This window comes from Pseudomonas fluorescens (assembly GCF_000968015.1).
Lineage (GTDB): Bacteria > Pseudomonadota > Gammaproteobacteria > Pseudomonadales > Pseudomonadaceae > Aquipseudomonas > Aquipseudomonas fluorescens_W.
Map to the genome: position 1 here is coordinate 20,547 of NZ_LACH01000014.1, position 18,349 is coordinate 38,895.

Genomic DNA, 18,349 nt, shown 5'->3' on the forward strand with positions numbered 1-18,349 from the left:
ATCGCGAGCAAGCTCGCTCCCACAATGGAATGCGATCAAATGTGGGAGCGAGCCTGCTCGCGAAGCTTTTAAAGATTCAGATTTTTGGAGCACCGCACCATGACGCTTGCAGTCCAGTTCACCAACGTTTCCCGTCAGTTCGGCGAAGTGAAGGCCGTTGACCGGGTTTCCATCGATATCCAGGACGGCGAGTTCTTTTCCATGCTGGGCCCTTCGGGCTCGGGCAAAACCACCTGTCTGCGCCTGATCGCCGGTTTCGAACAACCGAGTGCGGGCTCTATCCGTATTCATGGCGAAGAAGCCGCCGGGCTGCCGCCGTATCAGCGTGACGTGAACACCGTGTTCCAGGATTACGCGCTGTTCCCGCACATGAACGTACTCGACAACGTCGCCTACGGTTTGAAAGTCAAAGGCGTCGGCAAAACCGAACGCCAGAAACGCGCCGAAGAAGCCCTCGACATGGTCGCCCTCGGCGGTTACGGCGAGCGCAAACCGGTGCAACTGTCCGGTGGCCAGCGCCAGCGTGTGGCCCTGGCCCGCGCCCTGGTCAATCGCCCCCGCGTGCTGCTGCTCGATGAACCGTTGGGCGCGCTCGACTTGAAGCTGCGCGAGCAAATGCAGGGTGAACTGAAGAAGCTGCAACGCCAGCTCGGCATCACCTTCATCTTCGTCACCCACGACCAGACCGAAGCGCTGTCGATGTCGGATCGCGTGGCGGTGTTCAACAAGGGGCGCATCGAGCAGGTCGATACCCCGCGCAACCTCTACATGAAACCGGCTACAACCTTTGTGGCCGAATTCGTCGGCACCTCCAACGTGATTCGCGGCGATCTGGCGAAACAATTAAGCGGCAATCCACAGCCGTTTTCGATTCGCCCGGAACACGTGCGTTTCGCCGAAGGACCGCTGGCCAGTCATGAAATCGAAGTCAGCGGTTTGCTCCATGACATTCAGTACCAGGGCAGTGCCACGCGCTATGAACTGAAACTGGAAAACGGCCAGACCCTGAACATCAGCCAGGCCAACGTCCAGTGGCTGGACGTCAGCGCGCAACATCAGACCGGGCAACGCATCAGCGCACGCTGGGCACGGGAAGCGATGATCCCGCTGCACGACACCGTTGTCGGCGGGGTGTGAGATGAACAGCGTGGCTCTCCCTCAAACCCCGGCCGGCGGCTCGCCGTTGCGCAGGTTTTCCAACCTGCTGTATCGCCGGCCGAACCTGTACCTGTCGATGCTGCTGGTACCGCCGCTGCTGTGGTTCGGCGCGATTTACCTCGGCTCGCTGCTGGTTCTGCTGTGGCAAGGGTTCTACACCTTCGATGACTTCACCATGGCGGTCACGCCCGACCTGACCCTGGCGAACTTCGCTGCCCTGTTCCAGCCGTCGAACTTCGACATCATCCTGCGCACCTTGGGCATGGCCATCGTCGTGTCGATCGCCAGCGCCATCGTCGCGTTCCCGATTGCCTATTACATGGCGCGCTACACCACCGGCAAAACCAAGGCGTTTTTCTACATCGCGGTGATGATGCCGATGTGGGCCAGTTACATCGTCAAGGCGTATGCCTGGACCTTGCTGCTGGCCAAGGGCGGCGTGGCACAGTGGTTTGTTCAACACCTGGGTCTGGAGCCGGTTTTGCAGTTCATTCTGGGCATTCCGGGCGTCGGCGGCAGCACGTTGTCGACCTCGCACCTGGGCCGTTTCATGGTGTTCGTCTACATCTGGCTACCGTTCATGATCCTGCCGATCCAGGCCTCGCTGGAACGTCTGCCGCCGTCGTTGCTGCAAGCCTCGGCCGACCTTGGCGCCAAACCACGCCAGACCTTTATGCAAGTGACTTTGCCGCTGTCGATTCCGGGCATCGCGGCCGGTTCGATCTTCACCTTTTCGCTGACCCTGGGCGACTTCATCGTGCCGCAACTGGTGGGCCCGCCGGGCTACTTCGTCGGCAGCATGGTGTACGCCCAGCAAGGCGCGATCGGCAACATGCCGATGGCCGCGGCCTTCACGTTGGTGCCGATTGTGTTGATCGCCATCTACCTGACTATCGTGAAACGACTGGGGGCCTTCGATGCGCTCTGATGCAAAAAAACCAGCGCCGGAAACGCACGGGGAGAAAGCTTCGCTCGGCCTGCGCATCGCGGCCTGGGGCGGGTTGGTGTTTCTGCACTTTCCGATCCTGATCATCTTCCTGTACGCCTTCAACACCGAAGACGCAGCGTTCAGTTTTCCGCCCAAGGGCTTCACCCTGAAGTGGATCGGCGTGGCGTTCTCCCGGCCGGACGTACTGGAAGCGATCAAGCTGTCGCTGCAAATCGCCTCCGTCGCGACGTTGATTGCGCTGGTCCTCGGCACACTGGCATCGGCGGCGTTGTACCGCCGGGATTTCTTCGGCAAGCAAGGCATCTCGCTGATGCTGATCCTGCCGATTGCCTTGCCGGGGATCATCACCGGTATCGCCTTGCTGGCGACCTTCAAGACGCTGGGGATCGAGCCGGGAATGTTCACCATCATCGTCGGCCACGCGACCTTCTGTGTGGTGATCGTCTACAACAACGTCATCGCGCGCTTGCGTCGCACTTCGCACAGTTTGATCGAGGCGTCGATGGACCTCGGCGCCGACGGCTGGCAGACCTTCCGCTACATCATCCTGCCGAACCTCGGCTCGGCATTGCTGGCCGGCGGCATGTTGGCGTTTGCCCTGTCGTTCGACGAAATCATCGTCACCACCTTCACCGCCGGCCATGAACGCACCCTGCCGCTGTGGCTGCTCAACCAGCTCAGCCGCCCACGGGACGTGCCGGTGACCAACGTCGTCGCGATGCTGGTGATGATGGTGACCATGCTGCCGATCCTTGGTGCCTATTACCTGACCCGTGGTGGTGAGAGTGTGGCCGGTAGTGGCGGCAAATAACTGAATATCTGGAGGAACCGGATCCATTGTGGGAGCGAGCTTGCTCGCGATGAGGACATCACATTCAACATTGATGTCGGCTGATACACCGCTATCGCGAGCAAGCTCGCTCCCACAGTTTGATCCGGTTTCGACAGAACAATAAAAGCGTCAATGAGGACAAAGCCATGCAAACCAAACTCTTGATCAATGGCCAACTGATCGACGGCGAAGGCCCCGCCCAACCGGTGTTCAACCCGGCTCTCGGTCGTGTGTTGGTGGAAATCAATGAAGCCAGCGAAGCCCAGGTCGATGCCGCCGTGCGTGCCGCCGACAGCGCCTTCGAAGGCTGGTCGCAAACCACGCCGAAAGAACGTTCGCTGCTGCTGCTCAAACTCGCCGACGCCATCGAAGCACACGGCGAAGAGCTGGCCAAACTGGAGTCGGACAACTGCGGCAAGCCTTACAACGCCGCGCTGAACGACGAGATCCCGGCGATTGCCGATGTGTTCCGATTCTTCGCCGGCGCCAGCCGTTGCATGAGCGGTTCGGCGGGCGGTGAATACCTGCACGGCCACACCTCGATGATCCGCCGCGACCCGGTCGGCGTGATCGCCTCCATCGCACCGTGGAACTACCCGCTGATGATGGTCGCCTGGAAAATCGCCCCGGCCCTCGCGGCGGGTAATACCGTGGTGCTCAAGCCGTCGGAACAAACCCCGCTGACCGCGTTGCGTCTGGCGGAACTGGCGTCGGAGATTTTCCCGGCCGGCGTGCTTAACCTGGTGTTCGGTCGTGGTCCTACCGTCGGCAGTCCACTGGTCACACACCCGAAAGTGCGCATGGTCTCGTTGACCGGTTCGATCGCCACCGGTTCGAACATCATTTCCAGCACCGCCGACAGCGTCAAACGCATGCACATGGAACTGGGCGGCAAGGCCCCGGTGATCATCTTCGACGACGCCGACATCGATGCCGCCGTGGAAGGCATCCGCACCTTCGGTTTCTACAACGCCGGCCAGGATTGCACCGCCGCCTGCCGCATCTACGCGCAGGAAGGCATCTATGACAGGTTCGTCGAGAAGCTCGGTGAGGCGGTCAGCAGCATCAAGTACGGTGTGCAGGATGATCCGTCGACCGAACTGGGCCCCTTGATCACCGCCCAACATCGCGACCGCGTGGCTGGGTTTGTCGAGCGCGCCATGGCGCAGCCGCATATCCGTTTGATCACCGGCGGCAAGGCTGTTGAAGGCAATGGCTTCTTCTTCGAACCAACGGTGTTGGCCGACGCGCAACAGGACGACGAAATCGTCCGTCGCGAAGTGTTCGGGCCGGTGGTGTCGGTGACCAAATTCACCGATGAAGCACAGGTGCTGGGCTGGGCCAACGATTCGAACTACGGCCTGGCGTCGTCGGTCTGGACCTCGGACGTCGGTCGTGCGCATCGCCTGTCCGCACGCTTGCAGTACGGCTGCACCTGGGTGAATACACACTTCATGCTGGTCAGCGAAATGCCTCACGGCGGTCAGAAACTGTCCGGTTATGGCAAGGACATGTCCATGTACGGGCTGGAGGACTACACCGTCGTTCGGCATGTGATGTTCAAGCACTAAAAGCTTCGCGAGCAGGCTCGCTCCCACAAGGACGGCGCCGAACCTGTGGGAGCGAGCTTGCTCGCGATGGCGTCACCTCGGTTTCAAGGTCGAAACCGGCAACACGCACCACCAGGTTCCACCCCAAAGAAGCCAAAACAATAACCACCGATCCGGGCAGTGCCGTCATGGCCCTGTCACGGTTTCGGACATCCAGAATCTGCCGAATTTCCGGAGTTAACACACCATGAGTGCACCCGAACTCTCCGCAGTCGTTGCCGACAGCGACGCCGAGCAACTACGCAAGCTGGGTTACACCTCGAACTTCAATCGCAGCATGAGCCTGTGGGAAAACTTCGCCCTGGGCTTCACTTATCTCTCTCCGGTCGTAGGGGTTTATACCCTGTTCGGCCTGTGCCTCGCCGCCGGTGGGCCACCGATGTTCTGGGCTTATTTGCTGGTCGGATGCGGCCAGCTGCTGGTATGCCTGATCTTCGGTGAAGTGGTCTCGCAGTTCCCGATTTCCGGCGGCGTTTACCCATGGGCTCGCCGCTTGGTGGGCAAGCGCTGGGCGTGGATGGTCGGCTGGATCTACTCCATCGCCCTGTGCGTCACCATCGCGGCTGTTGCGGTGGGCGCCGGTCCATACCTGGCCGCCATGATGGGCTTTGAACCGAGCAACAACACCAACATCGTCATCGCACTGTTCCTGACGTTGTTCGCCACCCTGGTCAACCTCAGCGGCACCAAAGTGCTGGCGCGGATCGCCATGTTCGGCTTCCTCTGCGAACTGGTCGGTGCGGTAATCGTCGGCGTTTACCTGCTGATCTTCGAGCGTCATCAATCGATCAGTGTGTTGTTCAACACCTTCGATATCAGCATTGATGGCTCGTATCTGCCGGCGTTCCTCACCGCCTCGCTGGCGGGGATGTTCCTGTACTACGGCTTCGAGGCCTGCGGCGATGTGGCCGAAGAAACCCCGAACCCTAGCAAGCAGATCCCGGTGGCCATGCGCATGACCATCTACATCGGCGGCATCGCGGCGATGTTCGCCTGCCTGGCGCTGATCCTCGCCGTGCCAGACATGCAAGCGGTGATCAACGGCACCGACAAGGACCCGGTCACCACCATCCTCAACAACGCCTTCGGCCCGGTCGGTTCGAAAGTGGTGATGGGCGTGGTGATGATTTCCTTCATCTCCTGCGTCATCAGCCTGCAAGCCGCGGCGAGCCGTCTGCTGTATTCCTACGCTCGGGATGAAATGGTCATCGGCAGCTCACTGCTGAAGAAGATTTCCCCTACGACTCAGGTTCCGGTTGCGGCACTGTTCGTGTCCGGCGTCCTACCGGCGCTGATCATTGTGCTGGGCTTCTTCCTGCAGGATGCGGTGGCAACCATCGTCAGCTTCGCGGCGATTGGTATCTACCTGGCGTTCCAGATGATCGTGCTCGGGGCGCTCTATGCACGGATGAAAGGCTGGAAACCGAGCGGCAAATTCACCCTCGGCGCCTGGGGCTGGGCGGTGAACATCGGCGCGCTGGTCTATGGCGTCGGCGCAATCATCAACATGGCCTGGCCGCGCACGCCGGATGCGGCGTGGTACATCAATTACGCGATGGTGTTGAGTACGGCGATCGTGATTGGGTTGGGGCTGGTTTACATGTGGCTTGCCAAGCCGTATGACCATGGGACTGCGCCTGCGGGGGATGCTTGGAAGGTTAGTCGGTAAGGTTTTTTGAACCGGGTACCATCACTGGTGCCGGCGCTGAAATATTCCCCTTTCTCACAGTCCTAGAGAAAGGGGAATTAATGACAGCTATTGAATGAAAAGAAAAACCATCAAAGCAACAGTTCTGCTTGATCGTGCTTCAGCAAAGTTATGCGATCGAAAAGCTTGATTTTTTCATCTGCTTTTTGTTTAGCGTAGTCCGACATAAACGCAACAAGCTCCTCAAGCTGACTCACATTCCCAACCACCTTGAAGGCTTTTTCTTTATTAACAAAAACAAGCGACTTCTTCTTTCGAGCCAACAGTTCAATCACGTTACTCAGTGTTCCGGTGCTTTTAGCATCCCAAATCATCAAGCCGTAATCGGCGGCATCAGCCATAACAACATCTTTCGCGGTGAAAAATGCTCTCGACCCTTTGGAGTGTTTGGTTTCTACCGTTCTAGCCGGCCATTCTCCAAGATTGTTCCGAGGGATCACGCCACTGCAATAAATAGTAGTTTTAGATCGAGCCAGGCTCAATAAATACTCTTGAATAGATGTATCGGCTCCGCCTGCGTCGCCAACCACGACGTCAAACTCTGAATCAACGATATTATTGATACGCTCTTTAACCTTCGGATCAAGGTGTTTGATATTAATAGAGCCCGCAATAAATACAGTTGTCATCTATCTCACTTCAAAGTTAACGTCGCGACGTAGATGGGTGCTTGTCCAGCACCCATCCTTGGTCCCAAGGACCATTTATCTGTTTTAGGGATACTTTCAAGGGATTCTCCATTTTTAAGCCTGTCCGTTAAGCACCGAAATTTCCTTGGCGCTTTTTGACCATAGGCAATGTAAAACAGAGATTCCAGTCAAACGCCGCGTGGCGCTGACTCTCATGCAAAAACAGGAAATTCCTACAGACCGAACTTTCCGTCAAAAGCACCAATTCCTACAACTCGCGGCGCCAGAATAGACTTGGCGCCGCGAGCAACTGAAAGATAGGCTGTACCTCGTCGCTGCCAAATCAGCGACCCGGGGTCGAAGCCGGAACACAATCAATATGGCGCAACCGCGCTCCTCTGAGTGGCGGCTCCCTTTTCAACTTGGAGTCGAAAAAATGCTTGAACACACGATAAATCCGTCTGAAATCCATCCGTATTTCACCCCAACCATCTTCACCCGCCACAACCGCTTCCTCCACGCCTTCATGCAGGACAACCAAGCCTGGTTCTGCGTCCAGGATCTCGGTCGCTTGATGGGCCGCCCGATGGACCAACGCCTCACCCTGAAACTCGATCCCGATCAACGTCGATATGTGTGGCTGCTCAAAAACGGCAAAACGGTCGAATCACTGATGGTCAGCGAATCAGGGATGTATGCCCTTCTGGTGCACCATTTCGTCCCGGAAAACCGAAACCTGCGCCAATGGCTGAGCAACGAAGTCATACCTATGCTGCATGAGTCGAAAGCGCCATCTGTGGATAACATTCCAAACCTGAGTTCATTGCAGTGGGCCGGGATCTCGGTGCCGCTGCTGCATTGGCAGCATCAGGCCTGGATCAAGTGGCGGGACATGCCTGATCTGATGCAAGCACAGCGACCATTTCCGATCATGGGCACTTGCAGTTGAAGGCGGGATGAAAAAATGAAAAAGGGGCAGACTTCACAGTCCGCCCCTTCGATTTACCTACTCAAAACCGCGAAACACTCCTCATCGCATCCACCAGATACCGCATCGCAATCTGGTCGCTTTCCGACAGCTCCCGATAGCGCTCCAACAACTTCATCTCGTCCGAACTGACCCGACGCCTTCGGCGCACTGTGGTCAGGCAAGGAAGGATTCCCAGCAACTGGGTGATGCCTTGTACTTTCGTCATGGACGATGTCCTTCTATATGCCCTAGAAAACTTCAAAAACCGCATCGCCCTCTCCTTTTTGTAGTCGCCGGCCTGAAGGGCAGAGGTCGGTCATGAACACAGAATAGGAACTATCACGGCGGTGAAAAGCGATTTTTAGAGTAATTAGTCGAAAAAAGCAGAAATGCCCTATAAATCAGAAAGTACTGTCAGAAAACTTAACCGACATTTCTTGTTTCATTGCCGCGAAGCCAAAGTGCCACCAATCATTTTTTCTACGCAACCGAACGGTTTAAGCTATTTGTTATCTGTTTAATGTCCGTTGCGTTTGGCCGAAGGCATGTCCGAACCTTTATTTTTGATCCAGCACGTGCCAGGAACGGCGCGGGATTGTTCACGACAGGTTGAACTTATGCACCGCAGGAATTTGCTCAAAGCATCCATGGCCATCGCTGCCTACACCGGATTATCAGCCTCCGGTCTGCTGGCTGCCCGGGCCTGGGCCGGTACCGGCGCGGCGGATGGCGAGGCACAGGCGTTCGACTTCGAAGCGTTGAAGATCCAGGCCAAGCAGCTCGCCGGTAATCGCTATCAGGACACCAAGCAGGTGTTGCCGCCGACCCTGGCGACCATGACGCCGCAGAACTTCAACGCGATCCGCTACGACGGCAACCACTCGCTGTGGAATGACCTCAACGGTCAGCTGGATGTGCAGTTCTTCCACGTGGGCATGGGTTTCAAACAACCGGTGCGCATGTACAGCGTCGATCCCAAGACGCGTCAGGCGCGAGAGGTGCATTTCCGCCCTTCCCTGTTCAACTATGAAAAAACCACGGTCGACACCAAACAGCTCACGGGTGACCTGGGGTTTTCCGGGTTCAAGCTGTTCAAGGCCCCGGAGCTGGACCAGCACGACGTGCTGTCCTTCCTCGGCGCCAGCTATTTCCGTGCGGTAGATGCCTCAGGCCAGTACGGCCTGTCGGCTCGCGGCCTGGCGATCGATACCTATGCCAAGAAGCGTGAAGAATTCCCGGACTTCACCAAGTTCTGGTTCGAGACCCCGGACAAGGACAGTACCCGTTTCGTGGTCTACGCCCTGCTGGATTCACCGAGCGCGACCGGCGCTTACCGTTTCGACATCGACTGTCAGGCCAGCCAGGTCGTCATGGGCATCGATGCCCACATCAATGCGCGCACCGCCATCGAACAACTGGGCATTGCGCCAATGACCAGCATGTTCAGCTGCGGCACCCATGAACGGCGCATGTGCGACACGATTCACCCGCAAATCCACGACTCTGATCGCCTGGCCATGTGGCGCGGCAACGGCGAGTGGATCTGCCGCCCACTGAACAACCCGGCCACCCTGCAATTCAATGCCTTCGCCGACACTGACCCGAAAGGTTTCGGCCTGGTGCAGACCGATCATGAGTTCGACAGCTATCAAGACACCGTCGACTGGTACAGCAAGCGTCCGAGCCTGTGGGTAGAACCTACGACCGCGTGGGGCGAAGGCTCTATCGATCTGTTGGAAATTCCTACGACCGGCGAAACCCTGGATAACATCGTCGCGTTCTGGACCCCGAAAAAACCGGTCGCGGCCGGCGACTCCCTGAACTACGGCTACAAGCTGTACTGGAGCGCGCTGCCTCCGGTCGGCACGCCGTTGGCGCGGGTCAACGCCACGCGTTCGGGCATGGGCGGCTTCATCGAAGGCTGGGCCCCCGGCGAGCATTACCCGGAGGTTTGGGCTCGACGGTTTGCCGTGGACTTCACGGGCGGCGGTCTGGACCGCTTGCCGGAAGGCGCGGGGATCGAGCCGGTGGTGACGTGCTCGAATGGGCAAGTGAAGGATTTCAACGTGCTGGTGCTGGATGACATCAAGGGTTACCGCATTACCTTTGACTGGTACCCGACCAATGACAGCGTGGCGCCGGTGGAGCTGCGGTTGTTCATTCGGACCAATGACCGGACATTGAGTGAGACCTGGTTGTACCAGTATTTCCCGCCTGCACCTGAGAAGCGCAAGTACACCTGAGAGTAATTGGGTGTCTGGGCTGGCCCCATCGCGAGCAAGCTCGCTCCCACAGGTGATCTTTGTTGGATACAAAATCTATGTCTAATGGAGGTCCAATGTGGGAGCGAGCTTGCTCGCGATGAGGGCCTGACCGACAACAAACTTCAGTGCACAGAAACGCAAAAGCCCCGGTCAACTCGACCGGGGCTTTTTGGTTTTACAGCGTCGATCAGTCACGCAAATCCGACTCATGTATCGGCTGATCCCGGTGCGTCGCCCGCTGATACTGCGCCGGCCAGATGGCCTTGCGTCCACCCAGGTCATCATCGGCATGCAGCGGCCAGTACGGATCACGCAACAGCTCACGGGCCAGGAAGATGATGTCCGCCTGGCAGGTGCGCAGAATGTGCTCGGCCTGTGCCGGCTCGGTGATCATTCCTACCGTGCCGGTGGCAATACCTGACTCTTTGCGCACACGTTCGGCGAAGCGGGTCTGATACCCGGGACCTGTAGGAATCTCGGCATTGGCCGCCGTACCGCCCGACGAGACGTCAATCAGGTCTACGCCCAACGCCTTGAGGCGTCGCGCCAGCTCCACCGTTTCATCCGGGTTCCAGCCGTCTTCCACCCAATCGGTGGCCGACACCCGCACGAACAGCGGTAGCTCTTCAGGCCACACCGCACGCACCGCTTCGGTGACTTGCAGCACCAGCCGGATGCGATTCTCGAACGAACCACCGTATTGATCGCGTCGCTGATTGCTCAGGGGCGAAAGAAACTGATGCAACAGGTAACCGTGGGCGGCGTGTATTTCCACCACTTTGAAACCGGCGGTCAGCGCCCGTTTGGCCGAAGCGACAAAGGCCTGGATGACCTCAGCGATCTCGCCATCATCGAGCTGCTTGGGGTGGGTGTGCTGCGGGTCGAAAGCAATCGGCGAAGGGCCTACGGGGATCCAGCCACCGTCTTCGGGTTTGACGCTGCCATGTTTACCGATCCACGGCCGATGGGTGCTGGCCTTGCGCCCGGCGTGAGCCAACTGAATGCCGGCCACAGCGCCTTGAGCTGCAATGAAGCGCGTGATGCGTTGCAACGGTTCGATCTGTTCATCGTTCCACAGGCCGAGGTCCTCGGCGGTGATGCGTCCGTCGGCGGTCACCGCCGTGGCTTCGGTAAACACCAGGCCGGCCCCGCCGACAGCGCGGCTGCCGAGGTGGACCAGGTGCCAGTCATTGGCCAGTCCATCGACGCTGGAGTACTGGCACATCGGCGACACCGCAATGCGGTTGAGCAGGGTCAATTGACGAAGGGTATAGGGTTCAAGCAGCAGACTCATGGGGCACCTCTCGAATCAGTGGGCAGGCTCCAGGGTTCTGTTTGAAAGTCGACGAGTGACAGGAAAAAGGTGCAGCACCCGCCCCCGCGGGCAAAAAATTCGACAAGACGTCACAAGGATAATCAAGCAGTGCTTAGAGACTAGTCGACATCGGGGGATGAGGCAGGGTTCCGGGGATATTTGGCGTGAGGGAGATCGCCTTCGCGAGCAGGCTCGCTCCCACATTGGTTTTGTGAACAGCGCAGAACCCATGTGGGAGCGAGCCTGCTCGCGAAGGGTTCAGCGCGGTTCGATGTGGGCAATCATCAACTGCACCGTCTCGTTGCCACGGAACTCGTTGAGGTCGAGTTTGTAAGCCAATTCCACCCATTTGATGGTCGGATTCGGCCAGATGTCGCGGTCGATTCCGAAGGCAATGCCATCCAGTTTTACCGAACCACATTCACTCTTCAGCACCACTTTGAGGTGCCGCTCGCCGACCACCCGCTGCTCGACCAGCTGGAACACACCGTGGAACAACGGCTCCGGGAAATGTTGCCCCCAAGGTCCGGCATGGCGCAGGGCGCGGGCCAGTTCCAGGTGGAATTCCTCGACCGCCAACGTGCCGTCCGACAGCAATCGCCCGGTCAGGTCTTCTTCGCGCAATTGCCTACGCACTTCCGCATCAAAGGCTTCGGCGAACAACGGAAAATTCGCTTCCGGCAGCGTCAGGCCGGCGGCCATCGCATGGCCGCCGTATTTACTGATCAGGTTCGGATGCTGCGCCGCCACCACGCTCAACGCGTCGCGAATATGAAACCCCTGAACCGAACGCCCCGAGCCCTTGAGCAGGCCATCGCCGGCGTCGGCAAAGGCAATGGTCGGACGGAAATAGCGATCTTTCATACGCGACGCGAGGATACCGATGACACCCTGGTGCCACTCGGGATCGAACAGGCATAAGCCGAACGGCATCGACTCGACCGGCAAATCCTTCAGTTGAGCCAGCGCTTCACGCTGCATGCCCTGCTCGATGGATTTGCGGTCCTGGTTCATGCCGTCGAGTTGAGCGGCCATTTCATGCGCCAGACCGGCGTCTTCGGTGAGCAGGCATTCGATGCCCAGGCTCATGTCATCCAGACGCCCCGCCGCGTTCAGACGCGGGCCGACAATGAAACCCAGGTCGGTAGACGTGATGCGCGTGTGGTCACGCTTGGCCACTTCAAGGATCGCCTTGATCCCCGGTCGAGCACGCCCGGCGCGAATCCGTTCCAGACCCTGGTGCACCAGAATCCGGTTGTTGGCATCCAGCGGTACCACGTCGGCGACGCTGCCCAGCGCCACCAAGTCCAGCAACTCGCCAATGTTCGGCTGCGGCTTGCTCTCGTACCAGCCTAGGCTGCGCAAACGCGCACGCAAAGCCATCAGCACATAGAAAATCACCCCGACGCCGGCCAGCGCTTTACTCGGGAACTCGCAACCTGGCTGGTTCGGATTGACGATGGCATCGGCCAGCGGCAACTCGTCACCGGGCAAGTGGTGATCAGTGACCAGCACCTGGAGCCCGGCCTTTTTCGCCGCCGCCACGCCTTCAACGCTGGAGATACCGTTGTCCACAGTGATCAGCAATTGAGGTGTACGGGTCAGCGCCACTTCGACGATTTCCGGCGTCAGGCCGTAGCCGTATTCAAATCGGTTCGGCACCAGGTAATCGACGTGAGCCGCGCCCAGCAGGCGCAAGCCCAGCGTGCCCACCGTGCTGGCCGTCGCGCCATCGGCGTCGAAGTCACCGACGATCAGAATCCGCTGACGCTGCTCCAGCGCCGTCACCAGCAAATCCACCGCTGCATCGATGCCTTTGAGTTGCTGGAACGGAATCAGCCGCGCCAGGCTCTTGTCCAGTTCAGCCTCGGACAGCACGCCGCGCGCCGCGTACAGACGGGTCAGCAGCGGCGGCAGATCACCGAGGAATGGCAGGGTGTCGGGCAACAGGCGAGGTTCGATGCGCATGGGGTGACAGGTGCTTCTCTTGAATACGTAGGATAAAAACGGGTAACGCGGACCAGCAGCGAATAATCAGCCGCGTTCGCCGCTCAGCCACTGCAACTGGACTTCATGCTGACCACGGTCGTCGGTGACGAAAATCGTCCCTTCGCTGATCATCACGTCCCACTTGATAACGCGGGGCATGTCTTTGGCCAGGGTTTCCAGCACGTCCTGTGGAACAGCAGCGATGTGCACGTTTTTCAGGTTTTTGATCGCCGGGATTACTTTGGTCTCCCAGACGCGCAGGCTGCCGTAGGCCAGCAGGCTGGTGCGCTCGGTGCGACGCGAGCACCAGGTCAGGCGATCGGCGTCTGGCTGGCCGACTTCGATCCAGTGCAGGACACGGTCGTCCAGGCTCTTTTCCCACAAGGCAGGTTCGTCCACGTCTGACAGACCGCGACCGAACGACAACTGCTCGTTGTACCAGAAGGCGTAGGCCAGCAGCCGCACGGTCATGCGCTCTTCAGTTTCCGAAGGGTGGCGGGCGATGGTCTGCTTCACGCTCTCGTACACGCTGCGATCGAGGTCGGTAAGGTTCAGTTCAAACTTGTAGGTCGTGGACGGCTGGGCCATGAACGGGCTTCTTGATACGGGGAAAGGCGGCAAGTCTAACCGATGCGGTAGGCAATCCACGAATTGAAGGCGATCAACCTTGGTCGTCTGACGTTCGGCTATGTTAAAACCCTGTATTCGCTCAACCTTTGTCCTACAGGATCCAGCATGCCGCTCACCGGAAAACCGCTCTCAGGTCTGAAAGTCATTGAATTGGGCACGCTGATCGCCGGGCCGTTTGCCTCGCGCATTTGCGGCGAGTTCGGTGCCGAGGTGATCAAAATCGAGTCCCCCAATGGCGGCGATCCGTTGCGCAAATGGCGAAAACTGTATGAAGGGACCTCGCTGTGGTGGTTCGTCCAGGCGCGCAACAAGAAATCCCTGACCCTGAACCTCAAGCACCCCGACGGCCTGGCGATCCTGAAAAAACTGCTCAGCGAAGCAGACATTCTGATCGAGAATTTTCGACCAGGCGTGTTGGAAAAACTCGGTCTGGGCTGGGAAGTCCTGCACGCTCTGAACCCGAAACTGGTGATGGTGCGTCTCTCGGGTTTCGGTCAGACCGGGCCGATGAAAGATCAACCAGGTTTTGGCGCCGTCGGTGAATCCATGGGTGGCTTGCGCTACATCACGGGTTTCGAAGACCGACCACCGGTGCGCACCGGGATTTCCATCGGTGACTCGATTGCCGCGCTCTGGGGTGTGATCGGTGCGCTGATGGCCCTGCGTCATCGCGAGGTTAACGGTGGCCTCGGCCAAGTGGTGGATGTGGCGTTGTATGAAGCGATCTTCGCCATGATGGAAAGCATGGTCCCCGAGTTCGACGTGTTCGGCTTCATCCGCGAGCGCACCGGCAACATCATGCCGGGCATCACGCCCTCCTCGATCCACACCAGTGCCGACGGCAAACATGTGCAGATCGGCGCCAATGGCGACGCGATCTTCAAACGTTTCATGCTGATCATTGGTCGCGAGGACCTGGCCAACGACCCGGTGCTGGCCAGCAATGACGGACGCGACAGTCGTCGCGACGAGATTTATGGGGTGATTGATCGCTGGGTCAACTCGCTGCCGCTGGACACCATCATCGAGCAGTTGAATCAGGCCGACGTACCGGCCAGCCGGATCTTCAGTGCTGAAGATATGTTCAGTGATCCGCAGTACCTGGCCCGGGAAATGTTCCTGAAGGCCAAGTTGCCGGACGGCAAAGATTTCAAGATGCCGGGAATCGTGCCGAAACTCTCTGATACACCCGGCACTTCGGAATGGGTCGGACCGCAGTTGGGCGAACACAATGCGCAGGTACTCAACGATCTTGGTTACGACAAGGAACAGATCGCAAAGCTGCGTGAAGACGGGGCCATCTAAGCTGAGGCGCCTGCTCGAGCGGCCCATCAACCACTGCCTGACGCGTGGCGGACGAGCATTGTGCGCATTCGCGTTTTTCCTGATGCTCGCCGGCCAGGCTCAGCCAGCGTTGGCGCAACCGAAGGAAACCCTGGTCTGGTTATTGCGCGATCTTCCACCGCTGATGATTTTCGAAGGATCGAAAAAGGGCCAGGGCGTCATCGATCAACTGTTACCGCTGCTGATCGCCCGCATGCCGCAATACGAACACACCCTGATGCGAGTCAATCGCGCTCGCGGCTTGCAAATGCTCCACGAGCCATCCCTCACGTGCGATGCAGCGCTGAACTGGAGTAAGGAGCGCGATGAGTGGATCGCGTTTTCCACTCCGGTCTTTCGGGCCATGAGTAATGGCTTGGCAGTGCAGCGCGTTGATCAGGAGTTGCTGGCGCCCTTTATCAAGGATGGCGAAGTGGACCTGGCGGCCATGCTGGCCAGTGGCCGCGAGAAACTGGGCATTATTGCCGAGCGTAACTACGGCGAATATCTCGACGCGCTGCTCAAACAAGCGCCAGCCAACTCACTGATCCTCCACTACGGTAACGATGCCTTGGGCAGCCTGTTGCAAATGCAACGCGTGGGGCGCTTGCGGATGCTGTTGGGGTACCGCTCGGAGATCCGCTACCAGGCCCAGCAGCAAGGGATCGCGGAAGATGAATTGCAGTTCTACCCGATTCGCGGCACGGGCAAATACCTGTCCGGTTACATCGGCTGTACCGACACTCCCCAGGGCCGGCAGGCGATCATCGAGATCAACCAACTGCTGCGCACCCTGCCCCACGATGACTTGAGCGAGGCATACGCCGCCTGGCTGGACCCCGAGAGTCGCAGCGACTACCTGGAAGCCAGCCGGGAATTTTTCCTGCAGCAGGCCGAGCAATGACAAATCGCAGGCAAAAAGAAACCCCGAGAAGTGGGGAGACGACTCGGGGTTAAACGTGGCCTACATAAAGACCAGTGGCAGCAAGCTACAAGCACCGGAGCACAATGCTTGATCCTGCTGTTACATGGTCTGACTGACCTACGCGCAGGAAGGTTCCCACAAAAAACAATTCAATTTCGGTTGGCCAGGATCTTGTCCTGAGCAGCATTGCGTAATGCCGCGATGACGCAGGGCTCCAGCCGACCTTCGGCGATCAGCACGTCGCGATGCAAACCGTCGACGACATCCGTCAGTAGACGTTTGCTGGTCAACTGAGCCTGATTGAACGCCCGCTCGACCACGATCGCGCCGGTCGCATTTTTCAGTGTCACCAGGCATTCGCCATGGGTACCCGACGGGGTCAACGTTACCTGATACGGGCTCAGAGCTTCACCGAGCAATAGACTGATACTTTCCATCTCGATCACCACTCATTAGTCCGAAAACAAAGTGCCTGGGGCGTGCCTACAGTAAATGACCACTGGCTCGAGAAGAAAGTTCTGGATACCGACTGCTGGTGAACCTGCGCCTCTGGTTAATAGAGCATGCACGGCCAAGATGACAGATATAAAACAGCCGAGTCACGCCTGCGTCTTACGCTTGCCGATATCGGTCCATCCTCCCAGCAAGCCCCGCAATTGCCCGTCGGCACCGTAAAAAGGCACCGTCCACTGATAGACATGCCTGACGCCGTTGTTGAACATCAATTGACGCTCACTGAAGCGCGTCTTGCGCGTACCGAGCTGGGCCATGAACTCTGCGTGCAGCAGCTCGGCGGTCTCTTTGGGCAAGACATCCAGTTCAATCAGCTGTCGTCCCTGAACCTGGTCGAAACGGGTCGACAAGCCCTCCTCATAACTTTTGTTGCACATGATCAAACGCCCTTCAAGATCACGAACAAACATCGGGTCGGGCACGGCGTCCATCAACGCATGCTGGAAGGCGAGCTGATCACTCAGACTCTTCTCGGCATCCAGGCGCTGCTGGATCAATACCGTGAGCCGTCGGTTCCAGAGCAGGGACAACAGGCCGAACAGACTGACGATAAACATTCCCCAACAGCCCCACTCGGTGAGTCGGTGCCAGACGCCGGGCACCTTGACGGGGGCAATCCCATTGAGCCATTTCAGGCGAATGGCGCGCAATTCGGCAGGATCAAGCGCCTCCAGCGCCTTGTTGAGGATGCTCGACAGCTCAGGCTGACCTTTGCGTACGGCCAGGTGGTCCGCCTCCCATTTGCCCTCGACCGTATACCCGACCTTGAGCTGCCCGGACGGATAGAGTTGTGCCCCGGTTTCGTTTTCGATGGTGGCATAGGCCTCACCGCTCTCGACCAGCGCCCGGGCCTCGGCGTAGGTTTTAACCGAGCGCAGCTCGATGTCCGGATAGTCGCGGTGAATGGTGGCCTCCAGCGCATGCCGGGTTGGCAACACCAGAACCCTTCCCGACAGCTGCTCCAAAGATTGCACCTCTGGCGCCCCGGCCCGCCCGACGAACACCCAGCCAGCGCCACCGAACGCATGACTGAAATCCAGAAACGTCTTGCGTTCGTCATTCATCGCCAGCGTCGTGCTCATGTCCGCTGCGCCACTTTCCAGTCGCCCGAGCAACTGATCGGTGGAAAACGATTCTTCGTGAACAAACTGCAATCCCGTCATCGCGCTGATGCGGTTGAGTAGATCATTGTTCAAGCCGTTCCATTGGCCGTGCTCATCCTTGAACAGGTACAGCGGATATTGCACCGATGCGACGGTGACTTTCGAATGCTCGGCAACCCATTTCAACTCCTGGGCGTCCAGCTCGATCATTGGGCCAGCAACCGATCCTTTGGAATCGGTCGCCGCCAATTGCGACGCGCTCGCCCATTGAGCAAAGCCCAGGGTGCCGACTAAAAAAAACATCCAGCACGCGGCTGGTTTTAACCCTCTGAAAAACAGCATTGCCACTTCCTTGGTGATCGTCTCGCCCGCCCTTCATGGGCGGCTCTTCATTTACGAAACCCGACAAGTGTGGCATGCAGAAATGAGAA

At 58.5% G+C, this 18,349-nt stretch carries 16 protein-coding genes; 9 read left to right on the forward strand and 7 right to left on the reverse strand.

The genetic code is table 11. From position 1 onward, the window contains the following. The first annotated feature begins 99 nt into the window (after window positions 1-99). The 5 genes from VD17_RS07640 to VD17_RS07660 all read left to right on the forward strand — a co-directional run bounded on the left by VD17_RS07640 (window position 100) and on the right by VD17_RS07660 (window position 6,218). Complete coding sequence (locus VD17_RS07640) at window positions 100-1,137, forward strand: ABC transporter ATP-binding protein (RefSeq protein WP_046053324.1); 1,038 nt, start codon at window positions 100-102, stop codon at window positions 1,135-1,137. A 1-nt stretch (window position 1,138) separates the two neighbouring features. After that, on the forward strand, window positions 1,139-2,086 hold the full coding sequence (locus VD17_RS07645) for an ABC transporter permease (protein ID WP_046053325.1): 948 nt from the start codon (window positions 1,139-1,141) through the stop codon (window positions 2,084-2,086). Next, on the forward strand, window positions 2,076-2,918 hold the full coding sequence (locus tag VD17_RS07650) for an ABC transporter permease (RefSeq protein WP_046053326.1): 843 nt from the start codon (window positions 2,076-2,078) through the stop codon (window positions 2,916-2,918). Before VD17_RS07645 ends, VD17_RS07650 begins: the two co-directional genes overlap by 11 nt. Before the next feature lie 167 nt (window positions 2,919-3,085). Then, the gene (locus tag VD17_RS07655) at window positions 3,086-4,510 is read left to right on the forward strand and encodes a gamma-aminobutyraldehyde dehydrogenase (RefSeq protein ID WP_046053327.1); all 1,425 of its coding nucleotides are present in this window, start codon (window positions 3,086-3,088) and stop codon (window positions 4,508-4,510) included. Window positions 4,511-4,736: 226 nt separating this feature from the next. After that, window positions 4,737-6,218, forward strand: a complete 1,482-nt coding sequence (locus tag VD17_RS07660; RefSeq protein WP_046053328.1) for an APC family permease — start codon at window positions 4,737-4,739, stop codon at window positions 6,216-6,218. A 110-nt stretch (window positions 6,219-6,328) separates the two neighbouring features. Here the strand turns inward: VD17_RS07660 and VD17_RS07665 are convergent, their stop codons facing one another. Next, window positions 6,329-6,886, reverse strand: coding sequence for a hypothetical protein (locus tag VD17_RS07665; RefSeq protein WP_046053329.1), 558 nt, complete (start codon window positions 6,884-6,886; stop codon window positions 6,329-6,331). A 436-nt stretch (window positions 6,887-7,322) separates the two neighbouring features. Here VD17_RS07665 and VD17_RS07670 point away from each other — a divergent pair, with 436 nt between their 5' ends. After that, the gene (locus VD17_RS07670) at window positions 7,323-7,835 is read left to right on the forward strand and encodes a BRO-N domain-containing protein (RefSeq protein ID WP_046053330.1); all 513 of its coding nucleotides are present in this window, start codon (window positions 7,323-7,325) and stop codon (window positions 7,833-7,835) included. A 61-nt stretch (window positions 7,836-7,896) separates the two neighbouring features. On the opposite strand, the gene VD17_RS07675 is transcribed toward VD17_RS07670, so the two are convergent. Continuing rightward, on the reverse strand, window positions 7,897-8,082 hold the full coding sequence (locus VD17_RS07675; RefSeq protein WP_008151642.1) for a hypothetical protein: 186 nt from the start codon (window positions 8,080-8,082) through the stop codon (window positions 7,897-7,899). A 391-nt stretch (window positions 8,083-8,473) separates the two neighbouring features. On the opposite strand from VD17_RS07675, the gene VD17_RS07680 reads away from it, so the two are divergent. After that, window positions 8,474-10,099, forward strand: a complete 1,626-nt coding sequence (locus VD17_RS07680; protein WP_046053331.1) for a glucan biosynthesis protein D — start codon at window positions 8,474-8,476, stop codon at window positions 10,097-10,099. Between the two features lie 208 nt (window positions 10,100-10,307). Here VD17_RS07680 and VD17_RS07685 read toward each other — a convergent pair whose 3' ends face one another. The 3 genes from VD17_RS07685 to VD17_RS07695 form a co-directional block, all read right to left on the reverse strand. Further along, the gene (locus VD17_RS07685) at window positions 10,308-11,414 is read right to left on the reverse strand and encodes an NADH:flavin oxidoreductase/NADH oxidase (protein WP_046053332.1); all 1,107 of its coding nucleotides are present in this window, start codon (window positions 11,412-11,414) and stop codon (window positions 10,308-10,310) included. A gap of 279 nt (window positions 11,415-11,693) precedes the next feature. Next, window positions 11,694-13,403, reverse strand: a complete 1,710-nt coding sequence (gene recJ, locus VD17_RS07690) for a single-stranded-DNA-specific exonuclease RecJ (protein ID WP_046053333.1) — start codon at window positions 13,401-13,403, stop codon at window positions 11,694-11,696. A 66-nt stretch (window positions 13,404-13,469) separates the two neighbouring features. After that, complete coding sequence (locus tag VD17_RS07695) at window positions 13,470-14,012, reverse strand: YaeQ family protein (protein ID WP_008151638.1); 543 nt, start codon at window positions 14,010-14,012, stop codon at window positions 13,470-13,472. Window positions 14,013-14,159: 147 nt separating this feature from the next. On the opposite strand from VD17_RS07695, the gene VD17_RS07700 reads away from it, so the two are divergent. After that, window positions 14,160-15,359, forward strand: coding sequence for a CaiB/BaiF CoA transferase family protein (locus VD17_RS07700; protein ID WP_046053334.1), 1,200 nt, complete (start codon window positions 14,160-14,162; stop codon window positions 15,357-15,359). After that, window positions 15,286-16,281 (forward strand): TIGR02285 family protein, encoded by a 996-nt coding sequence (locus VD17_RS07705; protein WP_185753114.1) that lies wholly within the window; start codon window positions 15,286-15,288, stop codon window positions 16,279-16,281. The genes VD17_RS07700 and VD17_RS07705 overlap by 74 nt, the downstream gene beginning before the upstream one ends. Before the next feature lie 170 nt (window positions 16,282-16,451). Here VD17_RS07705 and VD17_RS07710 read toward each other — a convergent pair whose 3' ends face one another. Together VD17_RS07710 and VD17_RS07715 are read right to left on the reverse strand one after the other, a co-directional pair. Beyond that, window positions 16,452-16,739 (reverse strand): DUF3509 domain-containing protein, encoded by a 288-nt coding sequence (locus VD17_RS07710; RefSeq protein WP_033056390.1) that lies wholly within the window; start codon window positions 16,737-16,739, stop codon window positions 16,452-16,454. A 162-nt stretch (window positions 16,740-16,901) separates the two neighbouring features. Next, window positions 16,902-18,260: a transporter substrate-binding domain-containing protein gene (locus VD17_RS07715; RefSeq protein ID WP_046053336.1), complete on the reverse strand. Its 1,359-nt coding sequence runs from the start codon at window positions 18,258-18,260 to the stop codon at window positions 16,902-16,904. Window positions 18,261-18,349: the final 89 nt, after the last annotated feature.

Excerpts from the sequence above, each read along its gene's own strand:
- VD17_RS07640 (WP_046053324.1), top strand. The coding sequence starts at position 100 with ATGACGCTTGCAGTCCAGTTCACCAACGTTTCCCGTCAGTTCGGCGAA.
- VD17_RS07645 (WP_046053325.1), top strand. The coding sequence starts at position 1,139 with ATGAACAGCGTGGCTCTCCCTCAAACCCCGGCCGGCGGCTCGCCGTTG.
- VD17_RS07650 (WP_046053326.1), top strand. The coding sequence starts at position 2,076 with ATGCGCTCTGATGCAAAAAAACCAGCGCCGGAAACGCACGGGGAGAAA.
- VD17_RS07655 (WP_046053327.1), top strand. The coding sequence starts at position 3,086 with ATGCAAACCAAACTCTTGATCAATGGCCAACTGATCGACGGCGAAGGC.
- VD17_RS07660 (WP_046053328.1), top strand. The coding sequence starts at position 4,737 with ATGAGTGCACCCGAACTCTCCGCAGTCGTTGCCGACAGCGACGCCGAG.
- VD17_RS07665 (WP_046053329.1), bottom strand. The coding sequence starts at position 6,886 with ATGACAACTGTATTTATTGCGGGCTCTATTAATATCAAACACCTTGAT.
- VD17_RS07670 (WP_046053330.1), top strand. The coding sequence starts at position 7,323 with ATGCTTGAACACACGATAAATCCGTCTGAAATCCATCCGTATTTCACC.
- VD17_RS07675 (WP_008151642.1), bottom strand. The coding sequence starts at position 8,082 with ATGACGAAAGTACAAGGCATCACCCAGTTGCTGGGAATCCTTCCTTGC.
- VD17_RS07680 (WP_046053331.1), top strand. The coding sequence starts at position 8,474 with ATGCACCGCAGGAATTTGCTCAAAGCATCCATGGCCATCGCTGCCTAC.
- VD17_RS07685 (WP_046053332.1), bottom strand. The coding sequence starts at position 11,414 with ATGAGTCTGCTGCTTGAACCCTATACCCTTCGTCAATTGACCCTGCTC.
- recJ (WP_046053333.1), bottom strand. The coding sequence starts at position 13,403 with ATGCGCATCGAACCTCGCCTGTTGCCCGACACCCTGCCATTCCTCGGT.
- VD17_RS07695 (WP_008151638.1), bottom strand. The coding sequence starts at position 14,012 with ATGGCCCAGCCGTCCACGACCTACAAGTTTGAACTGAACCTTACCGAC.
- VD17_RS07700 (WP_046053334.1), top strand. The coding sequence starts at position 14,160 with ATGCCGCTCACCGGAAAACCGCTCTCAGGTCTGAAAGTCATTGAATTG.
- VD17_RS07705 (WP_185753114.1), top strand. The coding sequence starts at position 15,286 with ATGCGCAGGTACTCAACGATCTTGGTTACGACAAGGAACAGATCGCAA.
- VD17_RS07710 (WP_033056390.1), bottom strand. The coding sequence starts at position 16,739 with ATGGAAAGTATCAGTCTATTGCTCGGTGAAGCTCTGAGCCCGTATCAG.
- VD17_RS07715 (WP_046053336.1), bottom strand. The coding sequence starts at position 18,260 with ATGCTGTTTTTCAGAGGGTTAAAACCAGCCGCGTGCTGGATGTTTTTT.